General features: G+C 57.5%; 14 protein-coding genes. 9 read left to right on the top strand and 5 right to left on the bottom strand.

All coding sequences use genetic code 11. The annotated features are described in order from the left end of the window. Positions 1 to 3: 3 nt before the first annotated feature. A complete protein-coding gene (locus tag AC1RTP_RS06260) occupies positions 4 to 1,344 on the bottom strand; it encodes a hypothetical protein (protein ID WP_498605699.1) in 1,341 nt (446 codons plus the stop codon). A gap of 188 nt (positions 1,345 to 1,532) precedes the next feature. Here AC1RTP_RS06260 and AC1RTP_RS06255 point away from each other — a divergent pair, with 188 nt between their 5' ends. From AC1RTP_RS06255 to AC1RTP_RS06235, 5 genes are all read left to right on the top strand, one after another. Continuing rightward, a complete protein-coding gene (locus tag AC1RTP_RS06255; RefSeq protein ID WP_498605698.1) occupies positions 1,533 to 4,787 on the top strand; it encodes an nSTAND1 domain-containing NTPase in 3,255 nt (1,084 codons plus the stop codon). Continuing rightward, a complete protein-coding gene (locus AC1RTP_RS06250; RefSeq protein WP_498605697.1) occupies positions 4,784 to 5,182 on the top strand; it encodes a hypothetical protein in 399 nt (132 codons plus the stop codon). Before AC1RTP_RS06255 ends, AC1RTP_RS06250 begins: the two co-directional genes overlap by 4 nt. 124 nt (positions 5,183 to 5,306) lie before the next feature. Next, entirely contained in the window at positions 5,307 to 6,560 is a 1,254-nt protein-coding gene (locus AC1RTP_RS06245; RefSeq protein WP_498605696.1) for an HlyD family secretion protein, read from the top strand. Between the two features lie 12 nt (positions 6,561 to 6,572). Beyond that, the gene (locus AC1RTP_RS06240; RefSeq protein ID WP_498605695.1) at positions 6,573 to 8,705 is read left to right on the top strand and encodes a peptidase domain-containing ABC transporter; all 2,133 of its coding nucleotides are present in this window, start codon (positions 6,573 to 6,575) and stop codon (positions 8,703 to 8,705) included. 114 nt (positions 8,706 to 8,819) lie between these two features. After that, positions 8,820 to 8,957, top strand: coding sequence for a hypothetical protein (locus AC1RTP_RS06235; protein WP_498605694.1), 138 nt, complete (start codon positions 8,820 to 8,822; stop codon positions 8,955 to 8,957). An 89-nt stretch (positions 8,958 to 9,046) separates the two neighbouring features. On the opposite strand, the gene AC1RTP_RS06230 is transcribed toward AC1RTP_RS06235, so the two are convergent. Next, a complete protein-coding gene (locus tag AC1RTP_RS06230) occupies positions 9,047 to 9,985 on the bottom strand; it encodes a fatty acid desaturase family protein (RefSeq protein WP_498605693.1) in 939 nt (312 codons plus the stop codon). Between the two features lie 48 nt (positions 9,986 to 10,033). Between AC1RTP_RS06230 and AC1RTP_RS06225 the strand changes: the two genes are divergently transcribed. The 4 genes from AC1RTP_RS06225 (at position 10,034) to AC1RTP_RS06210 (ending at position 15,493) form a co-directional block, all read left to right on the top strand. Beyond that, positions 10,034 to 11,005: a GlxA family transcriptional regulator gene (locus AC1RTP_RS06225; protein WP_498605692.1), complete on the top strand. Its 972-nt coding sequence runs from the start codon at positions 10,034 to 10,036 to the stop codon at positions 11,003 to 11,005. Between the two features lie 98 nt (positions 11,006 to 11,103). Next, entirely contained in the window at positions 11,104 to 13,068 is a 1,965-nt protein-coding gene (locus tag AC1RTP_RS06220) for a TonB-dependent receptor plug domain-containing protein (RefSeq protein WP_498605691.1), read from the top strand. Next, positions 13,068 to 13,607, top strand: a complete 540-nt coding sequence (locus AC1RTP_RS06215) for a YfiR family protein (protein WP_498605690.1) — start codon at positions 13,068 to 13,070, stop codon at positions 13,605 to 13,607. Before AC1RTP_RS06220 ends, AC1RTP_RS06215 begins: the two co-directional genes overlap by 1 nt. Then, positions 13,604 to 15,493, top strand: a complete 1,890-nt coding sequence (locus AC1RTP_RS06210) for a putative bifunctional diguanylate cyclase/phosphodiesterase (RefSeq protein ID WP_498605689.1) — start codon at positions 13,604 to 13,606, stop codon at positions 15,491 to 15,493. The genes AC1RTP_RS06215 and AC1RTP_RS06210 overlap by 4 nt, the downstream gene beginning before the upstream one ends. 173 nt (positions 15,494 to 15,666) lie before the next feature. Here the strand turns inward: AC1RTP_RS06210 and AC1RTP_RS06205 are convergent, their stop codons facing one another. Genes AC1RTP_RS06205 through AC1RTP_RS06195 form a run of 3 tightly spaced genes read right to left on the bottom strand, consistent with a single transcriptional unit; the run spans position 15,667 to position 21,744 of the window. Next, a complete protein-coding gene (locus tag AC1RTP_RS06205; RefSeq protein ID WP_498605688.1) occupies positions 15,667 to 17,298 on the bottom strand; it encodes a peptide chain release factor 3 in 1,632 nt (543 codons plus the stop codon). Positions 17,299 to 17,354: 56 nt separating this feature from the next. Continuing rightward, positions 17,355 to 17,960 (bottom strand): hypothetical protein, encoded by a 606-nt coding sequence (locus AC1RTP_RS06200; protein ID WP_498605687.1) that lies wholly within the window; start codon positions 17,958 to 17,960, stop codon positions 17,355 to 17,357. Positions 17,961 to 17,967: 7 nt separating this feature from the next. Continuing rightward, entirely contained in the window at positions 17,968 to 21,744 is a 3,777-nt protein-coding gene (locus AC1RTP_RS06195; RefSeq protein WP_498605686.1) for a pilus assembly protein, read from the bottom strand. Positions 21,745 to 21,754: the final 10 nt, after the last annotated feature.

Raw genomic sequence — 21,754 nt, 5'->3', positions numbered from 1 at the left:
GCTTTACTCCCCCAATTCAATTTCAATGTCACCAGACTCATTAATGCGCAAGTCACGGCACCCCAGCTTGCGCCCTGGGGCCAGCCCCTCCGCAACGGCGGCAAACAACTCGCTGGTCGCCGTTGCCAGCGAACCGGCAATATCTTGTTGAACCGCAGCCAGGCTTGCTGCATTACCGTCCCACCACAGGTTCATGCGCTGAACGTTCAGTAGGTGCGGCAGCGGATCGGAGACCACATAGATCCCCGTGGTGCCGGCATCGGTCGCCGGCACGCCCTTGCGCGCCAGCGAAACGACTTCCACCCTGCCATTTGCCGCGTGCCATTGCAGGCGCAGCGACCATTGCAGCGTTGCGCGCGCCCAGGCCTTGCCCATATAGCTGCGCTGGCGCGACAGCGGCAGTTCCTGCTTCACGCTGTCCCACTCGTACCGGCCCAGGACACCGCTAATATCCAGCGTCGGACGCGGAACACCATCCGGACCGGATTGACGGCCCAAGGTCACCATGTATTGCAGATCCTGCTCCGACTCGCGGTCGTGCAGGGTACGGTTGGCTTCCTGCCAGTTCAGCAGCACATGGTCGCGATAAGTCCAGCCATTGCTGTTGCGGATGAAGCGCGCACGCTCACCGTTGCTCAAGGTCGCATCGACACCCGATTTCTCATTCTGGCTTTCCATCGGATTGACCTGGGCCACGCCATCACGCGAAGCCACGTAGTCGGGCAGCGAGTTCAGGCGACGCTGCAGCTTCTCCACCACCATCGGGTAGATGTACTGGCGCATGAAGCTCTCGCGGCCGATCACAGCACGGCGCATTGCCGTTTTATTGAGCACGGCCGGCGCCAGGCTGCGCAGCCAGTGGCCGACGGCAGTAATAAAGAACTCCTTCAGCGGACCGTTATCGCAAGGCAAATTGGATTTCTCCACATCACACAGCGCAGCATGCAAGGCCAGGCCGCCGTATTCATTTACAGCAGCCATGAACTCCAGGCGCCAGCCGGCCACCGACTGCCTGAGGATGTCCTTGCGGCCATAAGCGTTGTAGAAGCGCAAGTTGCCGGACGCAAGAGTGAAGGTCACGTGGGCCGTATTTGGCGCCGATTCGTCATAACGAATCTCGATTGGACGCAGTTCAGCCTTGTCTTCACCATCGCCGCCGAGGGCCAGGCTGCCCACTTCCATGCTGCCGTAACGGATGTCATTAGGAAACTCTCCGGCGGCGCGCATGGCGTCAATCGTGCTCTCGAGCAACTTTCCAGACGTAAACCAGCTCGCCGAGAGCTGTTGTACGGAAGTCGTGGTTTCGGAGCCGATCTCAAAAAATACCGCTTTAGTAGTGACCATTTTTGCTTTTAAGAATGTTAAGATTTAGCCGTTTGGCAATGACTGCAATGTAAGAAAAAAAGCCTTCCTTAGCCTTCCGGAAACCTTCCGATGGCCAGAAGGAAACCTTCCGGACCGGAAGATTTGCTCCGGAAGCTTTCTAAGTCATTGATTTATAAGAATACAAAGAACAGAAGGTTGGACAGGCTATGGAGTTTCAATTCGGCGACTGGTTGGTCAGTCCAGAAGCCAATATCGTCAGCAATGGGGATGCCAAGACGCAACTTGAGCCGCGCGTGATGGCGGTATTGCGCTATCTTTGCCGCCATCCAGGGGCCGTAATTCCAGCGGAAGAGATCCTGCAGGCTTGCTGGGGAAGCAACGAACTGGGTGATAACCCTGTCCACAAGGCAATCACCCAGCTGCGCCGCGCCTTCGGCGATTCGAGCACCGAACCACGCTATATTGAAACGATCCGCAAACGCGGCTACCGCGCCATCGCCCCAGTCGTGACCTTCGCCGCACCGCCCTCGACCATCTGGGAAGGCGGCTCACCGTTCCGTGGTCTGGAAGCGTTCCAGGAAAATCACGCCGCCATTTTCTTCGGCCGAGTGCAAGCCACCGCCCAATTGCGCGAGCTGGTGATGACCCAGGCCACGCATGGTTACCCCATGGCACTGGTACTTGGCCCATCTGGCTCGGGCAAGACCTCCCTGGTACGCGCCGGCCTGCTGCCGCATTTAATGGCAGGTACCACCCGTTCCGATGAACCCATCGGCCTGGTCAGCACCGTCTATCTCGATTGCGCCGACCTCGGAAGTGGCACCCTGTTCCAGGCCTTGGCCGGCGCCCTGATTGACGCCGACATCAATGGCGAACCACTCTTCCCCGGCGCCAGCGCCGACAGCCTCGGCCAACGCCTGTCCACTGATCCCGACGCAGTAGCCGCCGAACTGCGCAACCGTGCCTGTTCGCGAGCCCAGATCGGCATGTTCGTCGACCGCCTCGAAGCAGTGTTCCGCGCCGAGCCAGACGAAGCCGACCGCTTCATCGGCGTGATTGATGCACTCGCCAAGTCAAATTGCCTGCTGATGCTGATGGCATGCCGCAATGACTTCTATCCAGAAGTGATGGCGCAAGCGGTTTTGCTTACACTTAAAACACGTGGCGCCCACTTCGATGTCCTCCCTCCCGACGGAGCCGACATCGCTCAAATCGTTCGTCAGCCAGCTTTAGCGGCCAGCCTTACCTTTGAAAAAGACGAATCTACAGGTGCTAGCCTCGACGATGTTCTCTGCGATGCAGCGCGCGGGGGGACCGACATGCTGCCGCTCTTGCAGTACACACTAAACGAGCTTTACCGCCAACGCGGAGAACACGACACTCTCAGTTTTGATGTTTATCGACAGCTCGGTGGCATAGAGGGAGCAGTTGGTGTACGAGCTGAACAGGTGGTTTCTCGACTCAACGCTGCCCAGCTTGCGTCCTTACCGCATGTACTTTCATTGCTAGTTAACGTCGGCGAAGAGCAGGCAGCGATTACTTCTCGCCGCAGCCCACTGGCCATGCTAAGAACCGAAGATGAACGGGAACTGGTTCGGGTTATGGTCGAAGCCCGGCTTTTCGTCAGCGAACTTGCTGGCGATGTTCCAAGCTTCGGTGTCGCGCATGAAGCGCTACTGCGCCGCTGGCCTAGAGTGGCCGACTGGATAGAACGACATCGCAACGCGCTTCAACTGCGCACCCGAATCTCAGGGCAAGCTACTCGCTGGAGCGAGGCTGGACGTCACAAAGATCTTCTGATCCCACGTGGTAGCCAGGTTAGCCAAGCAACTGAACTGCTTGAGCTGAAGGACTTTGCTCTTACTCCGTTGGAAAACGAGTTTGTCCGCACGTCCATTAGCCGTGCTCGACTGGCCCAGCGCATCGTGTTCGGAATCACAGGTCTGATCGCCGTTCTTTCTGTCCTGACGACGATCTTCGGTTTCACTGCACGTACAGCACAGAAGGAAGCGGAACGTAATCGAAGTGAAGCCGAGGGCCTTATGACTTTCATGCTCGGCGACTTCTCAGAAAAACTACGCCCTATAGGCCGACTTGATTTATTAGATGATGTCGGCAATAAGGCGCTTACCTACCTTGGCAAAGTGGACGTTTCGAAGGCAAGCCTACCTTCACTTGTCAGCCGAATCAAAGCATTAGGCATTATTGCTGTGGTCCACGGGCACAGGGGACGAGCAGAAGACCTTCAGAAAACGATTTTCACAGCAAGGGAGCTCATTCAAAGCGCTCCCGCAGACTTTGAAAAAGAACCTGACTTCCTGAAAGTAGCTGGCGCAAATTCCTTTATGCTTGGACAGCACTTTCAAGGCCGAAACGAGCTTGAGTCTGCGGAAAAGTACTTTGTTGAGTACAAAAATTATAGTGATAAGTTTGCCGCGTTAACTCAGACTCCAGCAGACGGTTGGCTGGAACAATCCTATGCGCATTCAGCCCTCGGAACGCTCTCAATGTCACGTGCTGACTATGCGAAAGCCAAGGAGGAATTTAGCAAATCCCTTGGTCTGAAACGTCAGGTTGCTAGTTCTATTTCCCCAGATGAGAGTCAAAAACTGGCGCTAGCAAACGCCGTATCGTGGGTAGCGGAAAGCACACTAAAACTTGGCGACGTCGCCGGCGCCATGAAACTATATCGGGAAGAGCAAGCAATCCTTGCAACGATCCCTCCATCTAATGCCAGTGCGCGCAACATTTTGGCGTCCTCACTGATGCGACAAGCACACCTTAGTGTTGCGTTCGGGGAGCGACAGGATGCCGTAAAGGCTCTAAATGAAGCAGTCAACATCACACAAAGCCTTGTGGCAAAAGACCCAAGCAACCGTACTTGGCAGTCGCGACTATTACAAGCACGCGGCCGACTAGCCGAGACTCAGATGACATCCGCGAACGCGAATCAATCTTTGGAGCAGCTACAAGATGTGAGTAGACAATTGGCTCCATTGATCGCGCTCGATCCAAAGAACATGTTCCTTATCTATCTCGGCGCTAAGTTCGAGCTCGGGCGAGCAGCATCGTTGGCTGCCCTTGGCCGCGACCGCGAGGCGACTACAACGACTGAGGCCATTCTTTCGCGTTTAGAAGAGCTTCATCGGCAGTCCCCTAAGGATAAAACGCTACTCTCGTTCTTGGCCGACGGCCAACTCGCTCGGGCAGATTTGGCTCGCCGACAACTAGGAGACGAAGCGGCTTTGCCTTATTGCCGAAAGGCCAGCGAACTACTGGGAAATATTAAAGCAGGCACGGAGGACTATTCGTTGCTGGCATCACAAGTTCGAGCAAACGTCTGTCTTGGAGACATAACAAGTGTCATTCCAAACGTCGAAAAGCTCAAAAAAATGGGATATCGCGAAGAACGATATACCCAGTTAGTTTCCACCCACCAGTCCTTGAAAGGGAAATTATGAGAGATAAAACTAGAGGCGACCCAACGACGAAACACGTCAATATTATCGTCGCAGAAGTTTCGGGCGGATACTCTGCGCAATATGATCCGGAAATTATCCCAGTTCAGGACCATGACACAGTGATCAAGTTTCGCCTGGTGACTCCGACTCCAGATGATGTCGTCATTGAATCGGTCACAATCACACCGATTGGACAAACGCAGCTAAGCAACCCAGTGATCCGTGACAACGGAAAGCATATGGAACTGACGGATGCAAACACAGTGAAAGAGAAATTTCACCTGGACTTCGTCTACCGGAGCAAGAAAAGTGCGTCCAAATTGTCGCTCGCCTGCAAACCGAATGATGGGGCGGGGCCAGTGGATTATCCAATCATTGAAAACAACCCGCCTTAAACAGGGCCTGCTTGGTCACTGAGTTACTTGACAACGCTTGTCACGTCGACTTTAACAGCGAGGGTACGCGTCACGCGTGCACTCGCTCTGCCGACTTGCCAAGACTGGAAAATCACCGCTGAAAATGAATCGCCCGCTTTTTAGAACCGAAGCAGTCGCAAACAGATCGAGAACGCTTCACGGCTCAATCCTTCTCACCCAAACGTGGTCGCATACATCGCTTGCTCTTTTACTCGGCGCGCTTGTTGCGAGCTTCGTCGTGTTCGCCATGTTCTTCGGGTTCGCGCGTAAGGCCACCGTTAATGGCGTAATAGTTCCAGACAAGGGCGTTAACAGAATTCTTTCCCCGCAAGCCGGTATTGTCGTAAAGCTAAATGCCGTTGACGGCAAAGAAGTCAAAGTTGGAGATCCCCTCGTCATCATTTCCAGCGAACGCACCGGAGAAAACGGTGCCGTGCAGGCAGCAGTGAAAGAAAGTCTAAACTCACGCATTGAAAAACTGCGCCGTGAACTCGATCAAGTTGGGGGCCAATCGAGCAATAAACAGCGAGAGCTCACCGATAAGCTCACTAGTATCAACGCCAGTCTGAAACAGCTCGACCACGAAATTAACCTGCAAAGAGACAAAGTCAATCTGGCACGTGATGTATCGGCGCGTGTTGCGGAACTGGCCAAGTCGGGGAACATGTCAAAGATTACTGCAGCCGAAAAGGAGGCAGATGTTTTGGAACAGCAAGGCAGACTTTCCTCACTTGAGGTGCAACGCCAAAGCGCGTTACGAGATCTGGCTTCAATACAGTCTTCAAAAACTGACAGCGCATTTCAAAAGAACCGTGACGTCTCGACAATCCAACGAGAGATTGAAGACCTGAAGCAGCAGCTCGCCGAAAACGAAGGCAAACGACAAATCATCGTCCGCGCCGAGCTTGATGGACGAGTAGCCGCAGTTCTCGTAGAACCTGGCCAATCGCTCGTTGCAAACCAGCGCATAGCGAGCATACTCCCAAAAGACGGCAAGGTCGAAGCGGAACTCTACATGCCGTCGAAGAATATCGGCATGGTTACACAAAACACTCGCGTCGTCGTCAGGTACGACTCGTTCCCGTATCAGAAGTTCGGCCAATTCAGCGGCATCGTTCGTGACGTCTCCGAAACCTCCATCAGCGTCGGTGATCTGCCCCACCTTACGAATCACCCTGCAGGCACCGACACTTTCTTCCGCGTACGCGTTGCGCTCGATAGGCAAGACATAGCATTTCGCGAACAGCGCTACCAGCTTAAGCCAGGTATGCAGCTGACAGCAAACGTAATACTGGAAGAACGAACGCTAGCTGAATGGATGTTTGAACCGCTTATTGGCATGGCCGCTCGAAACTAAGACAAGCTATACATGATTTCCCTTAGCCTGAAACGTAAAGTCCCGGTCTACCTGCAAAACGAAGCAACCGAATGCGGATTGTGTTGCCTCGCAATGGTCGCCGACTTCCTTGGCTACCGCACTGATCTTGCAAGTCTGCGGCTTCAATTTTCCATATCCCGCAAGGGCGCCAACCTCGCGAGCCTGATCAAGATTGCGAAAGTACTCAAGCTTGAACCGAGAGCGCTCAAGCTTGATATCGGCGCCATTTCAAAGCTGACGTTACCCTGCGTGATCCATTGGGACATGGATCACTTCGTCGTCCTAACTTCGGTTTCAACCCGCGAAGCCATCATTCACGATCCGGCCATTGGGCGGCGAGTGGTCCCGCTGGAAGAATTCAGCAAATACTTCACCGGCATCGCGCTCGAGCTTAGGCCTGCGAACGACTTTGCACCGGCGGACAACACTACCAAATACACGATTCGTGGCCTGATGGGGAAGATCACCGGCCTAAAGCGTGGCTTGGGACAAATACTAGTGCTGGCCCTCGCACTTGAATGCGTGGTGATCGCTCTTCCCTTTTTCCTTCAATGGACAGTAGATCAAGCATTGCCTTCCGCCGACAGCGATTTGCTGACTACGCTCGCACTTGGGTTTGGTTTGCTGGTGTTGATCCAGGGCTCGCTTAACGCGGTGCGGAACTGGTTTCTCATTTCGCTAAGTACCAACCTCAACTTCCAATGGAACGGAAACGTCTTCGGCCACTTGGTCAGGCTGCCACTCGACTACTTTGAGAAGCGCCATATCGGCAGCATCATTTCCAGCTTTGGCTCGATCAACACAATCCAGCGCTCAGTTTCTACAACCTTCGTTCAAGCCGTTGTCGACGGCGTGATGGTTCTTGGCACGCTGCTGATGATGTTCTTATACAGCGCGCAGCTGGCTACGATTTCATTTGCAGCCGTGATCGTTTATGCAGTACTCCGCCTGAGCCTCTTCCAGCAACTGCGCGCCGCAGCGGCGGAACAAATTGTTTTCGCCGCCAAGCAAAATACACACTTCTACGAGACCGCCAACAGCATTCAGAGTGTTCGCCTATTTGGACAAGGGGATCAACGCCGAGCTGGTTGGATGAACCTGCTGGCCGAACAGTTCAATGCAGAACTTCGCATTAACCGTCTCGGCGTGACCTACGAGTCGGCGAGGATAGTGCTGTTTGGGATCGAGCGTGTCATCGTCATCTGGCTGGCGGCTCGCGCCGTGCTGGATAACGCCTTTTCGGTGGGTATGTTGTTTGCGTTCATCGCATACAAAGAACAGTTCTCTACCAGGATTGCCGCGCTGGTCGACCGTCTCCTGGATTTGCGTATGTTGGGGCTTCATGGCGAACGCATCGCAGATATCGTATTGACTCCGGCTGAAGATGAAGGTGAACTGCTTCTTGGCGGATCACCGCATGCAGACAGTGCGCCATCAGTTGAGCTTCGCAACATCTCATTCCGTTATTCTCCGACGGAGCCCATGATTTTTGAGAACATCAACCTGAGGGTGGCAGCCGGTGAATCAATCGCAATTACCGGACCATCTGGTTGCGGTAAGACGACGCTGGTAAAAATCATGTTGGGACTCCTGGAGCCCGCGTCCGGCGAGGTCCTTGTCAATGGCGTTCCAATCAAACGCATCGGGCTTGCCAACTTCCGCCGCGCCATCGGCACTGTGATGCAGGAAGATCGCCTTTTCTCAGGCTCCATCGCGGAAAACATATGCTTCTTCGACAGCGCCCCTGATTGGGATCGCATCAAACAATCGGCGAAGCTCGCGTCGCTGGCCCATGAGATTGAGGCAATGCCAATGGGCTACTACACGATGACTGGCGCAAATGGTGCGGGCATCAGCGGAGGCCAGCAACAGCGGCTTCTCCTCGCCCGCGCTTTATATCGCCAACCCCAATTACTGGTCCTCGATGAAGCAACCAGTGAACTCGATGTAGGGAACGAAAAGAACGTAAACACAACGGTTCGAGAGTTGGGACTGACGCGCATCATGGTGGCGCACCGCCCAGATACGATCGCAATGGCCGACAGAATTGTTTGCCTGACGAACGGTCACTTGACAGAAATCGGCCACGCCAATTTCCATACGCTAAAAAATGCCTCGACATAGCAAAAGTAATTTTCCTTTCGTTAATTTATTCATGCATAATAGAACGCACTATTTACAGAAGTAACCATACAAATAGAAGTTTTTTCTAATGTTCCACTTATCAGGAGTTCTATTTTGAGCACAGAAATTTTCGAGCTGTCGCAAGAAGAGATTTTGGCAATCGCTGGTGGCAGCCAAATTGATCCCCCTGCAATTGCCACTTCTGGTCCTGTAGATCAATATCCGCAAATTGAAAATGATCCACCAGGCTAAGTTCTGGGCTTGCAAGCCAAGCTTTTAACCGAATTCTATTGGTTACGCTCTTGGTTTGGCCGGCAAGCGCACGCTTGCGGCCAACTTAGTCAGCGCATGTTATCCAAAGCGCCGCGGGCGCCGCTACTGCGGAGTACTGCAGCGCTTTCATTCCTGGATGTGCAACGTTGAATCACGTCCCAATAGGATTCAGCCAAACACTTGCTCCCAGCGAAGTAGCCGAGCTCGCGTAACATCTTATGGAATGCTGGTAGTTTGTACCCAGGAATCGTCGCGGCCATGTGGTGTTCGACGTGATAGTTCACGAAATTTGGCGCGACCAACAAGCGGGCGAGTGGCCCGGCCAGTGTAGTGGAGGTGTTTCGGCGAGGGTCACGGTCCATATGGTCGGGTACCCCACCATGTTCGCCCATAACACGGAGGCGAAGTAGTAGCGGAAAAACGAACAGTTGGCCGAGCCACCAGCAGGCGTAAACCTGAGGCGCGCCGAATGCCCACAACGTTGCGACGATTAGACCGTGCATTACGAAGAACGGGTGCAGCGCGCCGCGATCGGTTGGCTGGAATTGGTAGATGATTCCTTTCATGCCGTTCAGGCCCGAGACGTCGCGCAGTAGCTTGCGTAAGAGGCTGGCGCGCGTGGCCGGATAGCCGGCGACAAAGGCCAGGTCGGGGTCGGTGCCGGTGCCTGCGGTCCGGTGATGTTCGAGATGACCACGTCGGTAGGCTGCGTAAGGCACGTTCGGCAGAGCGCCGAACACCCATTTCCCCATCCATTGGTTGACCTTACGCGACGTGAAGAAGTTCAGGTGTGCCGTGTCGTGCATGAGGATCGCGAAACCGTGTGCGCGGCCGGCGAGCAGTATGCTGGCGAGCACCCACGCGACTGGATGGTGCCACAGTGCAGGTAGTGCGAATCCGGCAGCGACCAGGGCGAAGTTAACTGCGACCACGCGCGCAGCGGTCCAGTTATCAGCCGCGGTAAACGAGCGCAGCTCTTCTCTGGTGATGTATGTGAGGATGTTCATGCATTCATCGTAGCCCCGCAAGCTTTGGCACATGGTACATTATTCGCCATGGAGCATACTTTTTCCGCCATTCCGACAAGCATCTATATTGACCACAACTGCTGGGCCGGTGGCGTCATGCTGATCCGCGAATTGCTGGCGGTGGCGGGCACGCTGAATGCCCGTGAGCCCGACCTGCGGCGTGCTGCGATGTTCGACGTGGGGCTGGTGGGGCCGACGATGCAGCCGGTGCGCTCGTTCACCGGTCCTGCGCTTCTGCCCGAACGTAGCCTTCGGAATGCGCGGCCGGCGGATGTTCTGGTGCTGCCTTCGTTCTATGGCGAAGTGCCCGCAAGCTCTTCCCTGCTGCGCTGGATTGTCAGGCACTATGAAGCAGGCGGTTGCATCCTTGCGTCTGCAAGCGGGGTGCGACTGCTGGCGGCGACTGGCCTACTGGATGGCCGCGATGCCACCTGCAACCTTGCGGACCGACGCGCGATTGCATCGACGCGCCCTGTGGTCCGGCTTTCGCCGCAATCGCCGTTAGTGATCGACGGCCGGCTGATCACAGCCGCCAGTATCACGCCCACCATCGACGCCTGCGCCCATCTGGTCAGCCGCTTCCACGGCGAAAAAGCGGCGCTGAAATTTTCACGGTACGCGAACTCGGCGCGCCAGCTGGCCAACACTGGTCCTATGCGTGGAAGTCACGAGCACGGTGATGACCGCATTCGAGCTGCGCAAGCCTACGTCGAACAGCACAGCTGCGCGGGTATTACACCCGACGATGTGGCGCGCCACGTGGCGATGAGCACCCGCAACCTTGCGCGGCGCTTCAACGCGGCGCTTGGCGTCACGCCTGTGCAGTACATTCTCCAATGCCGTATCGAGCAAGCCAAGCGCCTGATGGCGCGGCCGAATTTCAGCTTGCGGCGCGTGGCGATTGAAACCGGTTTCAGCGATGAAACGGTATTCCGCCGTGCGTTCAAGCAGGTAACGGGCCAGGCGCCCACTAGCTGGCGCACATTGCTCGACGGTTAACTGTTGTTGTTAATAGGTGCCGATAGGGCCTGCCGGGCTGTACATTCCCGCACGGCAATGCCACCATGTGAACACACCACAAAAACAATACCATCGGGATGAGACACACAGCACTGCATGGCCTTCGCAAAAGGCCGCTGGCAGTCTTGCTGCTCGCGGCGGCGAACGCATGCGCGCAAGATGCCGACCTGACTACTTTGCCGCTTGAACAATTGATGTCGATGGAGGTGTTTAGCGCCTCCCGCTTTAACCAAAAGGCAACGCAAGCTCCCTCCAATGTAACCGTCCTTACGTCAGCCGATATCCGCGCTTACGGATGGCAGACGCTGGCTGATGCTTTGCGCAGTATTCGCGGCCTGTACACAAGCAATGACCGCAGCTACAGCTATCTTGGCGCGCGCGGCTTCCTTCGTCCAGGAGACTTGAACACGCGCTTCCTGCTGCAGATCGACGGCACGCGCATTAACGATCCGGTATTCGACCAGGCGCTGCTCGGCGGCGAATTCCCGCTCGACCTGGACCTGGTGGACCGCATCGAATTTGTGCCGGGCCCAGGATCATCGATCTACGGCGCCAATGCCCTCTTTGGCGTGATCAACGTGATCACCCGCCGCGCCTCGGAGCTCGAAGGTGCACGCGGCACCTTGCAGGCAGGCCAGGCCGGCAACCGCGCCGGCAGCGCCACTTACGGCTGGCGTGATGGCGATGCGGAATTGCTCATATCCGCAAGCCGTGGCCTGAGCGATGGACGTGACCTGTACTTCCCCGAATTCGGCGGCACCGCGCATGGTCTCGATTGGGAGCGCATCACTCACTTGTTCGCACGCGGCCAGATCGGCGCCTGGTCCTTCACTTTGCTGGATGGCGCACGTACCAAGGGTATGGCCACCGCTTCTTACGGCCAGCCATTCGACGTACCCGGCGGGCAGACGTTGGACGAACTGCGGTTCGCCGAAGTGGGCTACCGCAACCAGATGTTGCCGCTGCATGGAGAACTGACGGCCCGCCTGTACCACGGCGACTATTTCTACGAAGGCCGCTTCGTCAACAATGTGCCCTTCGGCTCAATCAACCTGGACATCACCCATGCCCGTTGGTGGGGTGCGGACGTCAACCTGTTCATGCAGCTGACGCCCACTCAAAAGCTGGTGTTTGGCGCGGAATACCAATACAACAATGACCTGACGCTACAGAATTACGATATCGATCCACGCGTGGTTTATCTCGATGACGTTGCGTATGGCAAGCGCTTTGGCATCTACGCGCAGGACGAAATCACGCTGGCAGATGGCGTATTATTGAATGCTGGTGTGCGATACGACCACGAAACCAGCACCGGCGGCGTATTCAATCCGCGCCTGGCGCTGATTGCGGAAGTAGCGCGTGACACGACGCTTAAAGCAATCTATGGCAGCGCTTTCCGTGCGCCGAACAACTATGAGCTGTTCTACGGCATTGACGGACAAGGCGGCCAACTGGCTAATCCAAACCTGGGCCGAGAACGCATTCGCAGCCACGAACTGTCGCTGGTGCGCCAGCTTGGCGGGAATGCACGCTTTACACTGAGCGCTTATTCGAATGAGATTTCGGGCCTGATCAGCGAAGTCGACGACCAGGAGTTGGGCCTGCCTATCTTCCGCAATATCGGCCACGCGCGTGCGCGCGGAGTCGAAATGGAATATGAACGCTCCTTTGCCAGTGGGGCCAGGCTGCGTACCAGCTTGTCGCGACAACGCGTCACAAGCGATGGCGCCGAAATCGACTCGCCGCATTGGCTGGCCAAGCTGAATGCCACCGGCCGCCTTACCGGCCCATGGCACGCCGGCGTCGAAGGACAGTACAGCAGCTCGCGCGAAATTATCGGTGGCGGCAAGGCGGGCGGATTTGTTCTCGCCAACCTGAACTTCTTCTCTATCGGTTTGACCCGCCATTTCGATGCTTCGCTTGGCGTGCAAAACCTGTTCGACCGCCATTATTCGGATCCCGTTTCGCTCGGCTACCTGCAGCGCTCCATGGAGCAGGATGGGCGCCGCATTTACATCAAACTGAAGGCGGCCTACTGATGACGCAGCGCCTGTTCGCCCTCCTGATCCTCCTGCTATTTGCAGGCGGGCAGGCACGCGCCCAGCTACCGGCTGGCGCGGGCGAAGCGGAACTTAAGGCGGCCATCCTGTTCAACTTTGCCATGTTCACAGAATGGCCGGCGGACACTCTGCCAGCCAGCGCGCCCCTGCGGCTCTGCGTGTTCCAGGACAATGGCTTGCTGCCGGCCCTTTCAGGACTGCAGGAAAAGCAGGTCAACGGGCACCATATCACCATGCGCACACTGCCTACCCAACCTGGCGCTGCGCAATTGGCCACTTGCCATCTGCTCCTGCTTGACGCTCGGGACCGCGAGCGCTGGGCGCTGCTCAAACGTGATCTGGCAACGAGCAGCGTGCTGACCGTGGCGGACGACCGCATTATCGGCGCCAATGGTGCGATGATTTCCTTCGGCATCGATAATCGCCGCGTGGGCTTTGACGTGGACATGGCGCCGGTGCGTCAGGCGCGCCTGTCGCTCAGTTCCAAGCTGCTGCGATTGGCAAGGAGTGTGCAATGACCTCGTCTGCCAAAATCGCCATGCTCCCGATTGGAAGCAAAGTAGTCCGTTCCACCATGCTGGCGGCCGGAGCGGCTTTATGCCTGGCTGGCTTGCTGATGGTGGTGTTCCAGTTCATGGCCTTGCGCAGCACGCTGCTGCGCGACTTGCAGGTGCAGGCGCGCATTGTCGGCAACAACAGCACGGCGGCCCTGCTCTTCAGCGATGCGCATGCGGCGGAGGAAATCCTTGGCGGCCTGTCGGCCTCGCCGAGCGTACAAAGTGCGAACATCATCGTGGGCAGCACCCCGCTGGCGCAGTTCCGCCGCAATGGCGCGCCAGTTCCGGAGCTGGCGCCGAATGAATCCGGCGAATCGCAGCACGAATACGGCATGGACTATATCGAGGTGCAGGAGCCGATTGTTGTCGATCACAAGGTTGTTGGCAGCGTTTCGATTCGCGCCACTTTGATGCCGCTGTATCGGCGTTCGTTTGCCTTTGCTGGATTTACCGGCATCGCGGCGCTTGGATCGTTCGCGCTCGCCTGGCTTCTGGTGCGCCGCATGCGGGTGGCAGTTGCGCAAGCCGAGCAGAATCTCCATGTGCTTGCGCACGTTGACCCGGTTACCTGCCTGCCGAATCGCAATGCCTTCAACGAGAAGCTGTCCTTCAAGCTCAAACGCGCGGACCGCCAGGAAACCAGCGTCGGCTTGCTCTTGCTGGACCTGGATAATTTCAAGGTGGTCAATGACACGCTTGGCCACGATACCGGCGATAAGCTGCTGCGCCAGGTGGCGGACCGGCTGAAGGAGACCTTGCGCAGCGACGACGTGATCTGCCGCATCGGCGGCGATGAATTCGTGGTGATCGTGGAGCCGGCCGACGATGACATCGAGCCGGATCAGGTGGCGCGCAAGGTACTGCGCGCGCTGGCCGAACCGTTCATGGTCGATACGCACCAGCTATTCGTCAGCGCCAGCATTGGTGTCAGCGTGTATCCGAAGGATGCTGCGAATGCGGCGGCCGTGGTGCGTTGCGCGGATATCGCGATGTATCACGCCAAGAACAAGGGCAAGAATGCCTACGAAGTGTTCCATGAGGAGATGGCACACAAGGCCAGCAAGCGTTTGTCGATTGAGGCGAACTTGCGCAAGGCTTTGCAGAACAATGAGCTGTCCCTGCACTACCAGCCGCAGATCGATGTGCGTACAGGGCGCATGCGGGGTATGGAGGTGCTGGTGCGCTGGCATTGCGAGGCTCTGGGCGGGGCGGTCAGCCCGGTCGAGTTCATTCCTGTGGCGGAGGAAAGCGGCGTGATCGTGCCTTTGGGGCGCTGGGTGCTGCAGACGGCGATCCGTCAGGCGGCGGCCTGGCGCAAGGCGGGGTTGATGGAGGATATCGATCATATGGCGGTCAACGTGTCCGCTTGCCAGACCAAGGATGCGCAGCTGATGTATGAGGTGCAGGCTTTGCTGATGGAGACGGGACTGCCTCCGCGCTTACTGGAGCTGGAGATTACCGAGGGGGTGTTGATGGAGAACGTCAACGCCAATATCGCGCTGCTGCATAAGATCCAGGCGGCGGGGATTCATTTGTCCATTGACGATTTCGGGACGGGGTATTCGTCGATGGCTTATCTTAAACGCTTCCCGATTGATCAACTGAAGATTGACCGGAGCTTTGTGAATGATGTACCGGGAGATGGGGCTGCGATTGCCAAGGCGATTATTGCGATGGCGCATTCGTTGAATTTGAGCGTTGTGGCGGAAGGCGTGGAGACTGAGGAGCAGGTCGCGTTCCTGGCGGATGCGGGGTGCGATGTGATGCAGGGGTTCTACTTTGCGCGGCCGATGCCGGCGGGGGAGTTGGAGGTGTTGCTGCGGGAGCGGCGTCTTTGGGCTGCCTGAAAAACCGGTAAACCAGGGTCTGACCCGCAGGGTCAGACCCTGCCAGCGCAAACGCCGCGGGTTTCGGTTGTGCGTTGTTGATCTTCGTCGAAAGTCAGAGGCCTAGAACCAACACCGTTGACCGACGAACAGACAGGGTCTGACCCTGCGGGTCAGACCCCGGTTTACCGGTTTTAATCCAGCTTCGTCGCGTGCTCGCGCGTCGCGTGGAAAGTCAGCTTAGGCCAACGCTCCTGGGTCAAACGCAGGTTGACGCCGGAGGTGGCCAGGTAAGCCATATTACCCGCCGCATCGTAAGCCACGTTATGGCCCAGTGCCGACTCAAAGTCCGCCAGCATCTTCTTATCGTCGCAGGAAACCCAACGCGCCGTAGAAATCGAAGTACCTTCAAACACCGCATCCACGCCGTATTCGTTCAGCAAGCGCGAAGCCACAACTTCAAACTGCAGCACGCCCACAGCGCCCAGCACAACCTCGCCGCCCTGCACCGGCTTGAACACCTGCACAGCGCCCTCTTCGCCCAGCTGCTGCAAGCCCTTCTGCAGCTGCTTGATCTTCAGCGGGTTACGGATGCGCACCTGGCGGAAAAAGTCCGGCGCAAAATAAGGAATGCCGGTGAACTGCAGCATCTCGCCTTCGGAAAAGGAATCGCCGATCTGCATATTGCCGTGGTTCGGCAGGCCGATAATATCGCCCGCATAAGCCTCTTCCACCTGTTCACGCGACGACGCCATGAACGTCACCACGGACGACACCTTTACCTCGCGGTTCAGGCGCAGGTGCTTGACCTTCATGCCTCGCTCGAATCGGCCCGAGCAAACACGCAAGAAAGCGATACGGTCGCGGTGAGCCGGGTCCATATTGGCCTGGATCTTGAACACGAAGCCGGAGAACTTCTCTTCGGTCGGCTGCACGGTACGCACCGACGCATCGCGCGATTCCGGCGCAGGCGCCCAGTCGACGAGCGCGGACAGGATCTCGCGCACGCCGAAGTTGTTGATCGCGGAACCGAAGAACACCGGGGTCTGCTTACCAGCGAGGAAATCTTCCAGGACGAATGGATGCGAGGCGCCATGCACCAGTTCCACTTCCATGCGCAGCTGATCCATCTCCATCGGGAACATTTCCTGCAGGCGCGGGTTATCGATGCCCTTGATGACCTCGAAGCCCTGCAAGCTCTCTTCGCCGGCGCGGAACAGCAGGATCTCGTCGTTGATCAGGTGGTACACGCCGCGGAAGTTCTTGCCCATGCCGATTGGCCAGGTCACCGGCGCGCACTGAATCTTCAGCACGGATTCGACTTCGTCCAGCAGTTCCAGCGGATCGCGGCATTCGCGATCAAGCTTGTTCATGAAGGTCACGATCGGCGTATTGCGCATGCGGCAAACGTCGAGCAGCTTGATGGTCTGCGCTTCCACGCCTTTTGCGGCGTCGATCACCATCAGGCCCGAGTCGACCGCGGTCAGAACGCGATAGGTGTCTTCCGAGAAGTCCTGGTGGCCCGGGGTGTCCAGCAGGTTGATGATGTGGTCGCGGAACTCGAACTGCATCACCGAGGAAGCCACGGAAATGCCGCGCTGTTTCTCGATTTCCATCCAGTCGGACGTGGCGTGGCGGCCGCTCTTACGCGCCTTGACGGTACCTGCCATCTGGATCGCGCCCGAGAACAGCAGCAGCTTTTCGGTCAGCGTGGTTTTACCCGCATCCGGGTGGGAAATAATGCCGAAAGTACGGCGGCGGGCAACCTCACGCGCGATCAGCGCGGGGGTCTTGCTCGAAGTTTGAATTTGGATATCGTCAGACATGATGGCAACCAGCGGATGGCGCAGACGGAAAACCCGCTATTTTACCATGCTTGCCCTTAGGCCCGGAGGGTGTAGTCGACCCTGATTCGCAACGAAAGGCGGCTGTGGACTGCAATGCGGCCGATCCGGCCTGGAAGGAAGCGTACTTTGGCAAATGCAGCCAGTAAAAGTTGTCGTTCTGCTTCTGTTAGCGGGGATTCCAGCTCAACGCGGTCGATCGCTCCCTCGTCGCTGATCCAGACCTGGAGTTCCACGGTTTGCGGCTTGAGGCCTGGCACGATCAACCATTCGCCGCCACCAAGGCCATCGGCGACCACTGCCGGTTCAGTAATCTCGCTGGCGCCGAAATAATGACGCTCCAGCGGGCGCTCCCCTGAAGCAGCGGAGGCAGCCACTGCCTCTTCCGCAACGACCGGCGCACGGCGTTGAACTGGCAAGGCAGCTTCTTCCCGGGGAGCGGAAGCAGGCGTCGACGCCGAAGGGTGCGGCGCCGGCTTCGCGCCGCCGATCATGGTCACCACAAGTACCGGCCCGGGCTGCGCCCCGCTCCCGGCAACGGCGCCGGTACGGTTTGCAGGCCCGATCAGGACCAACGCCACCGCCACGTGCACGAGTGCCGAGATCAGGAGCGCTAGCCAGGGGCGGTGCCGATTCAACATCATTACGCCATCAGTTGGTCAGCTCGCGATACAGCACGCGTTTTGGAGCCGGTGGTGGCAGGCCGATGTTCAGCTCAGCCGGATTCGGCTTCTTACCGTCGGCAGTCACCGCGTGAATGATCGGTTTGCCGTTTGGCAGCTGGGAAACGGTCACACCCACCACTGGCGAGTTGTACTTCAACGCCGCCGGCTTGTTGTCGATGCCGCCGCCAGTCTGGTAGTCGAGCTGATACAGCCAGCTGTAGCCGCCCGGTTGGCATTCCGAGATCGAAGGCACCGTCGTCGCAAACACTACCGTACCGAAATACAGCTGAGGGTTGACGGTCACACGCTCGCCCGAGTCGATCAGGTCCAGCTTCCAGCCCCAGCCAGTATCCCAGTCCACCGATGCACCGGTCACGGCGCGGCTGGTGCCCGTGCCCGTAGCAGTTGCCGTTTTCAGCACCGAAGCATCAACCGTTGAGCGGCCATCGTCTTTGATGCCGTACAGGGTCTGCTGGTCTGTATCGTCCAGGTCGCTCTTGCCAAGGTAACGGCCGGTGCCGAAGTAGACAGTCTTGATACGCTGAGCCGGTGGCAATTCATTGCCGGCGTCGTCATGGTCAAGCTCGCCGATCTCAGGTGCAGCCATAATTGGCTTGGTGGCGCCAAGGTCGATCAGGTGGGTTGCGGTTCCATTGTCGAGGTCGAAACGCCACATGGTGCCGGTCAAGTCGCCACCGTAGGCAACCTCTTCCGCATTGGTCGCTTCGAATTTATCGACCCTTGCGTTAATCCATGCCAGGCCGCTTGGATTGGCAGCCGTGCCAACACCTGTGCCAATGGTCTTGATCACGTGGCCGTCTGCCAGGTCAAGCACAAAGACATAACCTTGGCCGTCTGCGCGAGGATACTTGGTGTTGCCGTTTCCATCGTCTTCCGGGACGTTGTTGTAGCCGGAAGTAACGATCGCAACCCATTGACCGTTCTTGAGCTTGGTCACCAGCGCCGTGCCATAGGTATAGCCGAGCTTATCGTTCTTGTCGGCAGTGAAGTCCCACAGTACGCGCGGCTGGGTTGGGTTGGTAATGTCCAGCGCATAGTAGCCGCGGCCGCCCTTGCCCATCGATCCAATCAGGACAGTCGCCCAGCGGCCGTTGATGACAGCATCATTGATGGTCAACGGACCATCCAGGTAATAGCGGTGCTTGCTCTCATAATTGACGTCGGCCAGACGGTACATCTTCGGCAGCAGCTGCGGCGGAACGAATGCCCAGCGCTCCTGGCCCGTCGCGCCGTCGAAAGCATGCAGCATGCCGTCGTTGGACGCGACATACAGGGTACCGGCGCGATTCTTGATTGCGTCGCTATCTTTGTAGGTGCCGAATCCTGAGTCGATAAAGGTATTCTGCGATTTCCGCACGTAGATAGGCTGGGCATGCACGATATCGCCCAGAATCTTGTCGCGGTCACGGTACAGGCGCTGATAAGCAGGATAGTCGGTAGGACGCGACTGGTCTTCGTTGCGGTCCTGGCCACGCAGGTAGTTGATCAACGATGCCGGAGTCGCAGCGGTGCGCTGATCACTCGTCCAGCCAGTTGACTGGCTCAGGTTGGCAGGGTTGAACATGGCCAGCTGAGCAGCAGTCAGGCCGCCAGGCTGGGCGGCGGTGAACAAGGTCTGTGTAATGGCGCCCTGCGCATCATAAGAGCCGGTATAGATGACGCGGGAGTCAGCGCTGCCGTTGGCCGTGACTTTGTCGCGCATCAGCGGCTCTGCCTGCCAGACAGGGTTGGCCGAAATGGCGCCGGTTCCCAGGTCGATGCTGTAGGCGCTGACTTCTGCATCCCACTTCAGGGTGCGATAAGTCGCAATAAAGATCGCGTTGTCGCCCTGGGTTGGCAGCAGGTTGGAGGTCGCAGCAGCGGCACCACTACCGCTGGTGCTGTCGATACTGCTGAGCGCCTTACGCAGGCCCGACTCCAGCGTTGCGGGGTTCTTGGCGCTGAAATAGGTGCCGCGTCCGTTGACTGCGGCGTGCCACAGGTCGTCAATGGTTTCCGGAAGGTTTGCTGCCGGTTTAGGCCACTGGTAGCCCTGGGTACCTTGTTTGATGTTGAAGTAGTCGCCCGACGTGCTGGTCTTGTAGGCCGGATCATATTTCAAGGTACCGTCCACGCCCAGCCCGATGGTGAAGGTGGTCATGTGCTGGTGCTGCGCCACGTCGTCCACGTCGGCGTTCGAACCGCCGGAGGATACATTATTCGTGCACAGGTCTTTCGACGTAGCGGAGCAGTTGGTACGCAGGTCGGTGTGGTAGTAATAATACGCCACGTCCGCCAGGGTGTTGGGCGTCTTCAGATCGTCTTTCGATGGCCGCGTTGCATCCTTGTCCTGGTCGGTATTGGCCGTGTCTGGCGGCGTGAATTCACCGCCCTGCTCGGTATACAAATCGTCGTTCCAGTAGCCGTCAGTCGCCAGGATTGCATAGTTCTTCTGGCAGGAGAACTGGATTGGATCGGCGTAAGTCGTCTTGTCGCCGGCATACATCGAACCTACGGAATCGAGCGAGGCACGCAGCGGCGTCCCGCCGGAAGGATTGAAGCCATACAACTGGCTGAAGAACGTCTCCTTCTGGTTGATCCTGGTGACAGCGTTGACTGAGTTATCGAAATTGCCGATATCCAGCTTGACAGGCTTACGCTGCTGGTTCAACACAAGGTTGATCGTCGTCATACCGACACGCGCGTGCAGGTAGTTGGCATCGATCATGTCGCCGTCAATCGGCGTCCCGCGCACATCACGGAACGACAGGCCGATCGCGCTTTTCGCCATCTGGGCGCGAGTGCGGTACCAGGCGTACCAGTTCGCGAAGTTCGACATTTCTTCATTGTAGGTACACGTCGTGCCGGTGCAATCGGTACGCGTCGCAACCTTTGGATAAGACGAGCGGGATGAGACAATATCTACGCGCGACCAGCCGGTGTAGCGCACATATTTGTAGTCCTTGGTCTTCCTGTCCTGGCAGGTGCCGTCCTTGCCGAATTTGGGATACTGGCTTTCAGCCTGCTTACACCATTGCACGGTGACGTTGTAGTAAAACGGAGCGCCTTGCGCCACGCGCAGATACTGGTAGGTGCCGTCCGGGAAAGAATAGTTATTGCTGCCGTCAATTGCACGTTTGCAGGTGGCGTTTGAGCCGGTACCGTTACACCAGACGCGGTCCGGGTAATCATTGACCAGGTCAATGGTCGCGGTGACCGCGGTCGTCGGGCACTTTGGGCTCCTGTTCAGGATCGATGGATAGCAAGACGAAGCGGACGGCGCTTGTGCGCTGGTGTCGTCAATCGCCTGGATACCGTAACCGTCGCTTGGCACCGCTCCCCATGGCGCACCATAGGCGGTATTCCGCTGGTTTGTCTTGTCTGCCAACGGTGTGCCGTCGGCCTTCGTCGGCCACGAATAGCGGATCGCAGGGTTGTAATACAAGCTGTTGAAGCTGCTGGCCGAATATGGCGGATCGGACGTCTCGCACGTCACGAGGCCGCTCGGGCCGCGGCACGAGGCGGCGAAGCCGTTGCCGTCCGACTGGTAGCGCACGTGATCCGGCATATAGCTCCAGGACATACTGCCGGAGTTATCGATGTCCAGCATGATGTTGGGCAGAATGACTGCAGTCGACGAGTTGGCCATCGGCACGTCGTTCAAGTCGGTAGGTCCGGCATGTGCCGCTTGCATCGCCATCGCCAGGCACAAAGGCGCCAGCGAGGCACGCAGGCCGGTCTTAGGGACGTTAATCCAGTCCATTTGAATTCTC

It is taken from the genome of Pseudoduganella sp. GW821-FHT11H04 (assembly GCF_058807935.1).
Note: the sequence above shows the minus strand (reverse complement) of the source record. Positions and strands in the feature narration are given on the sequence as shown.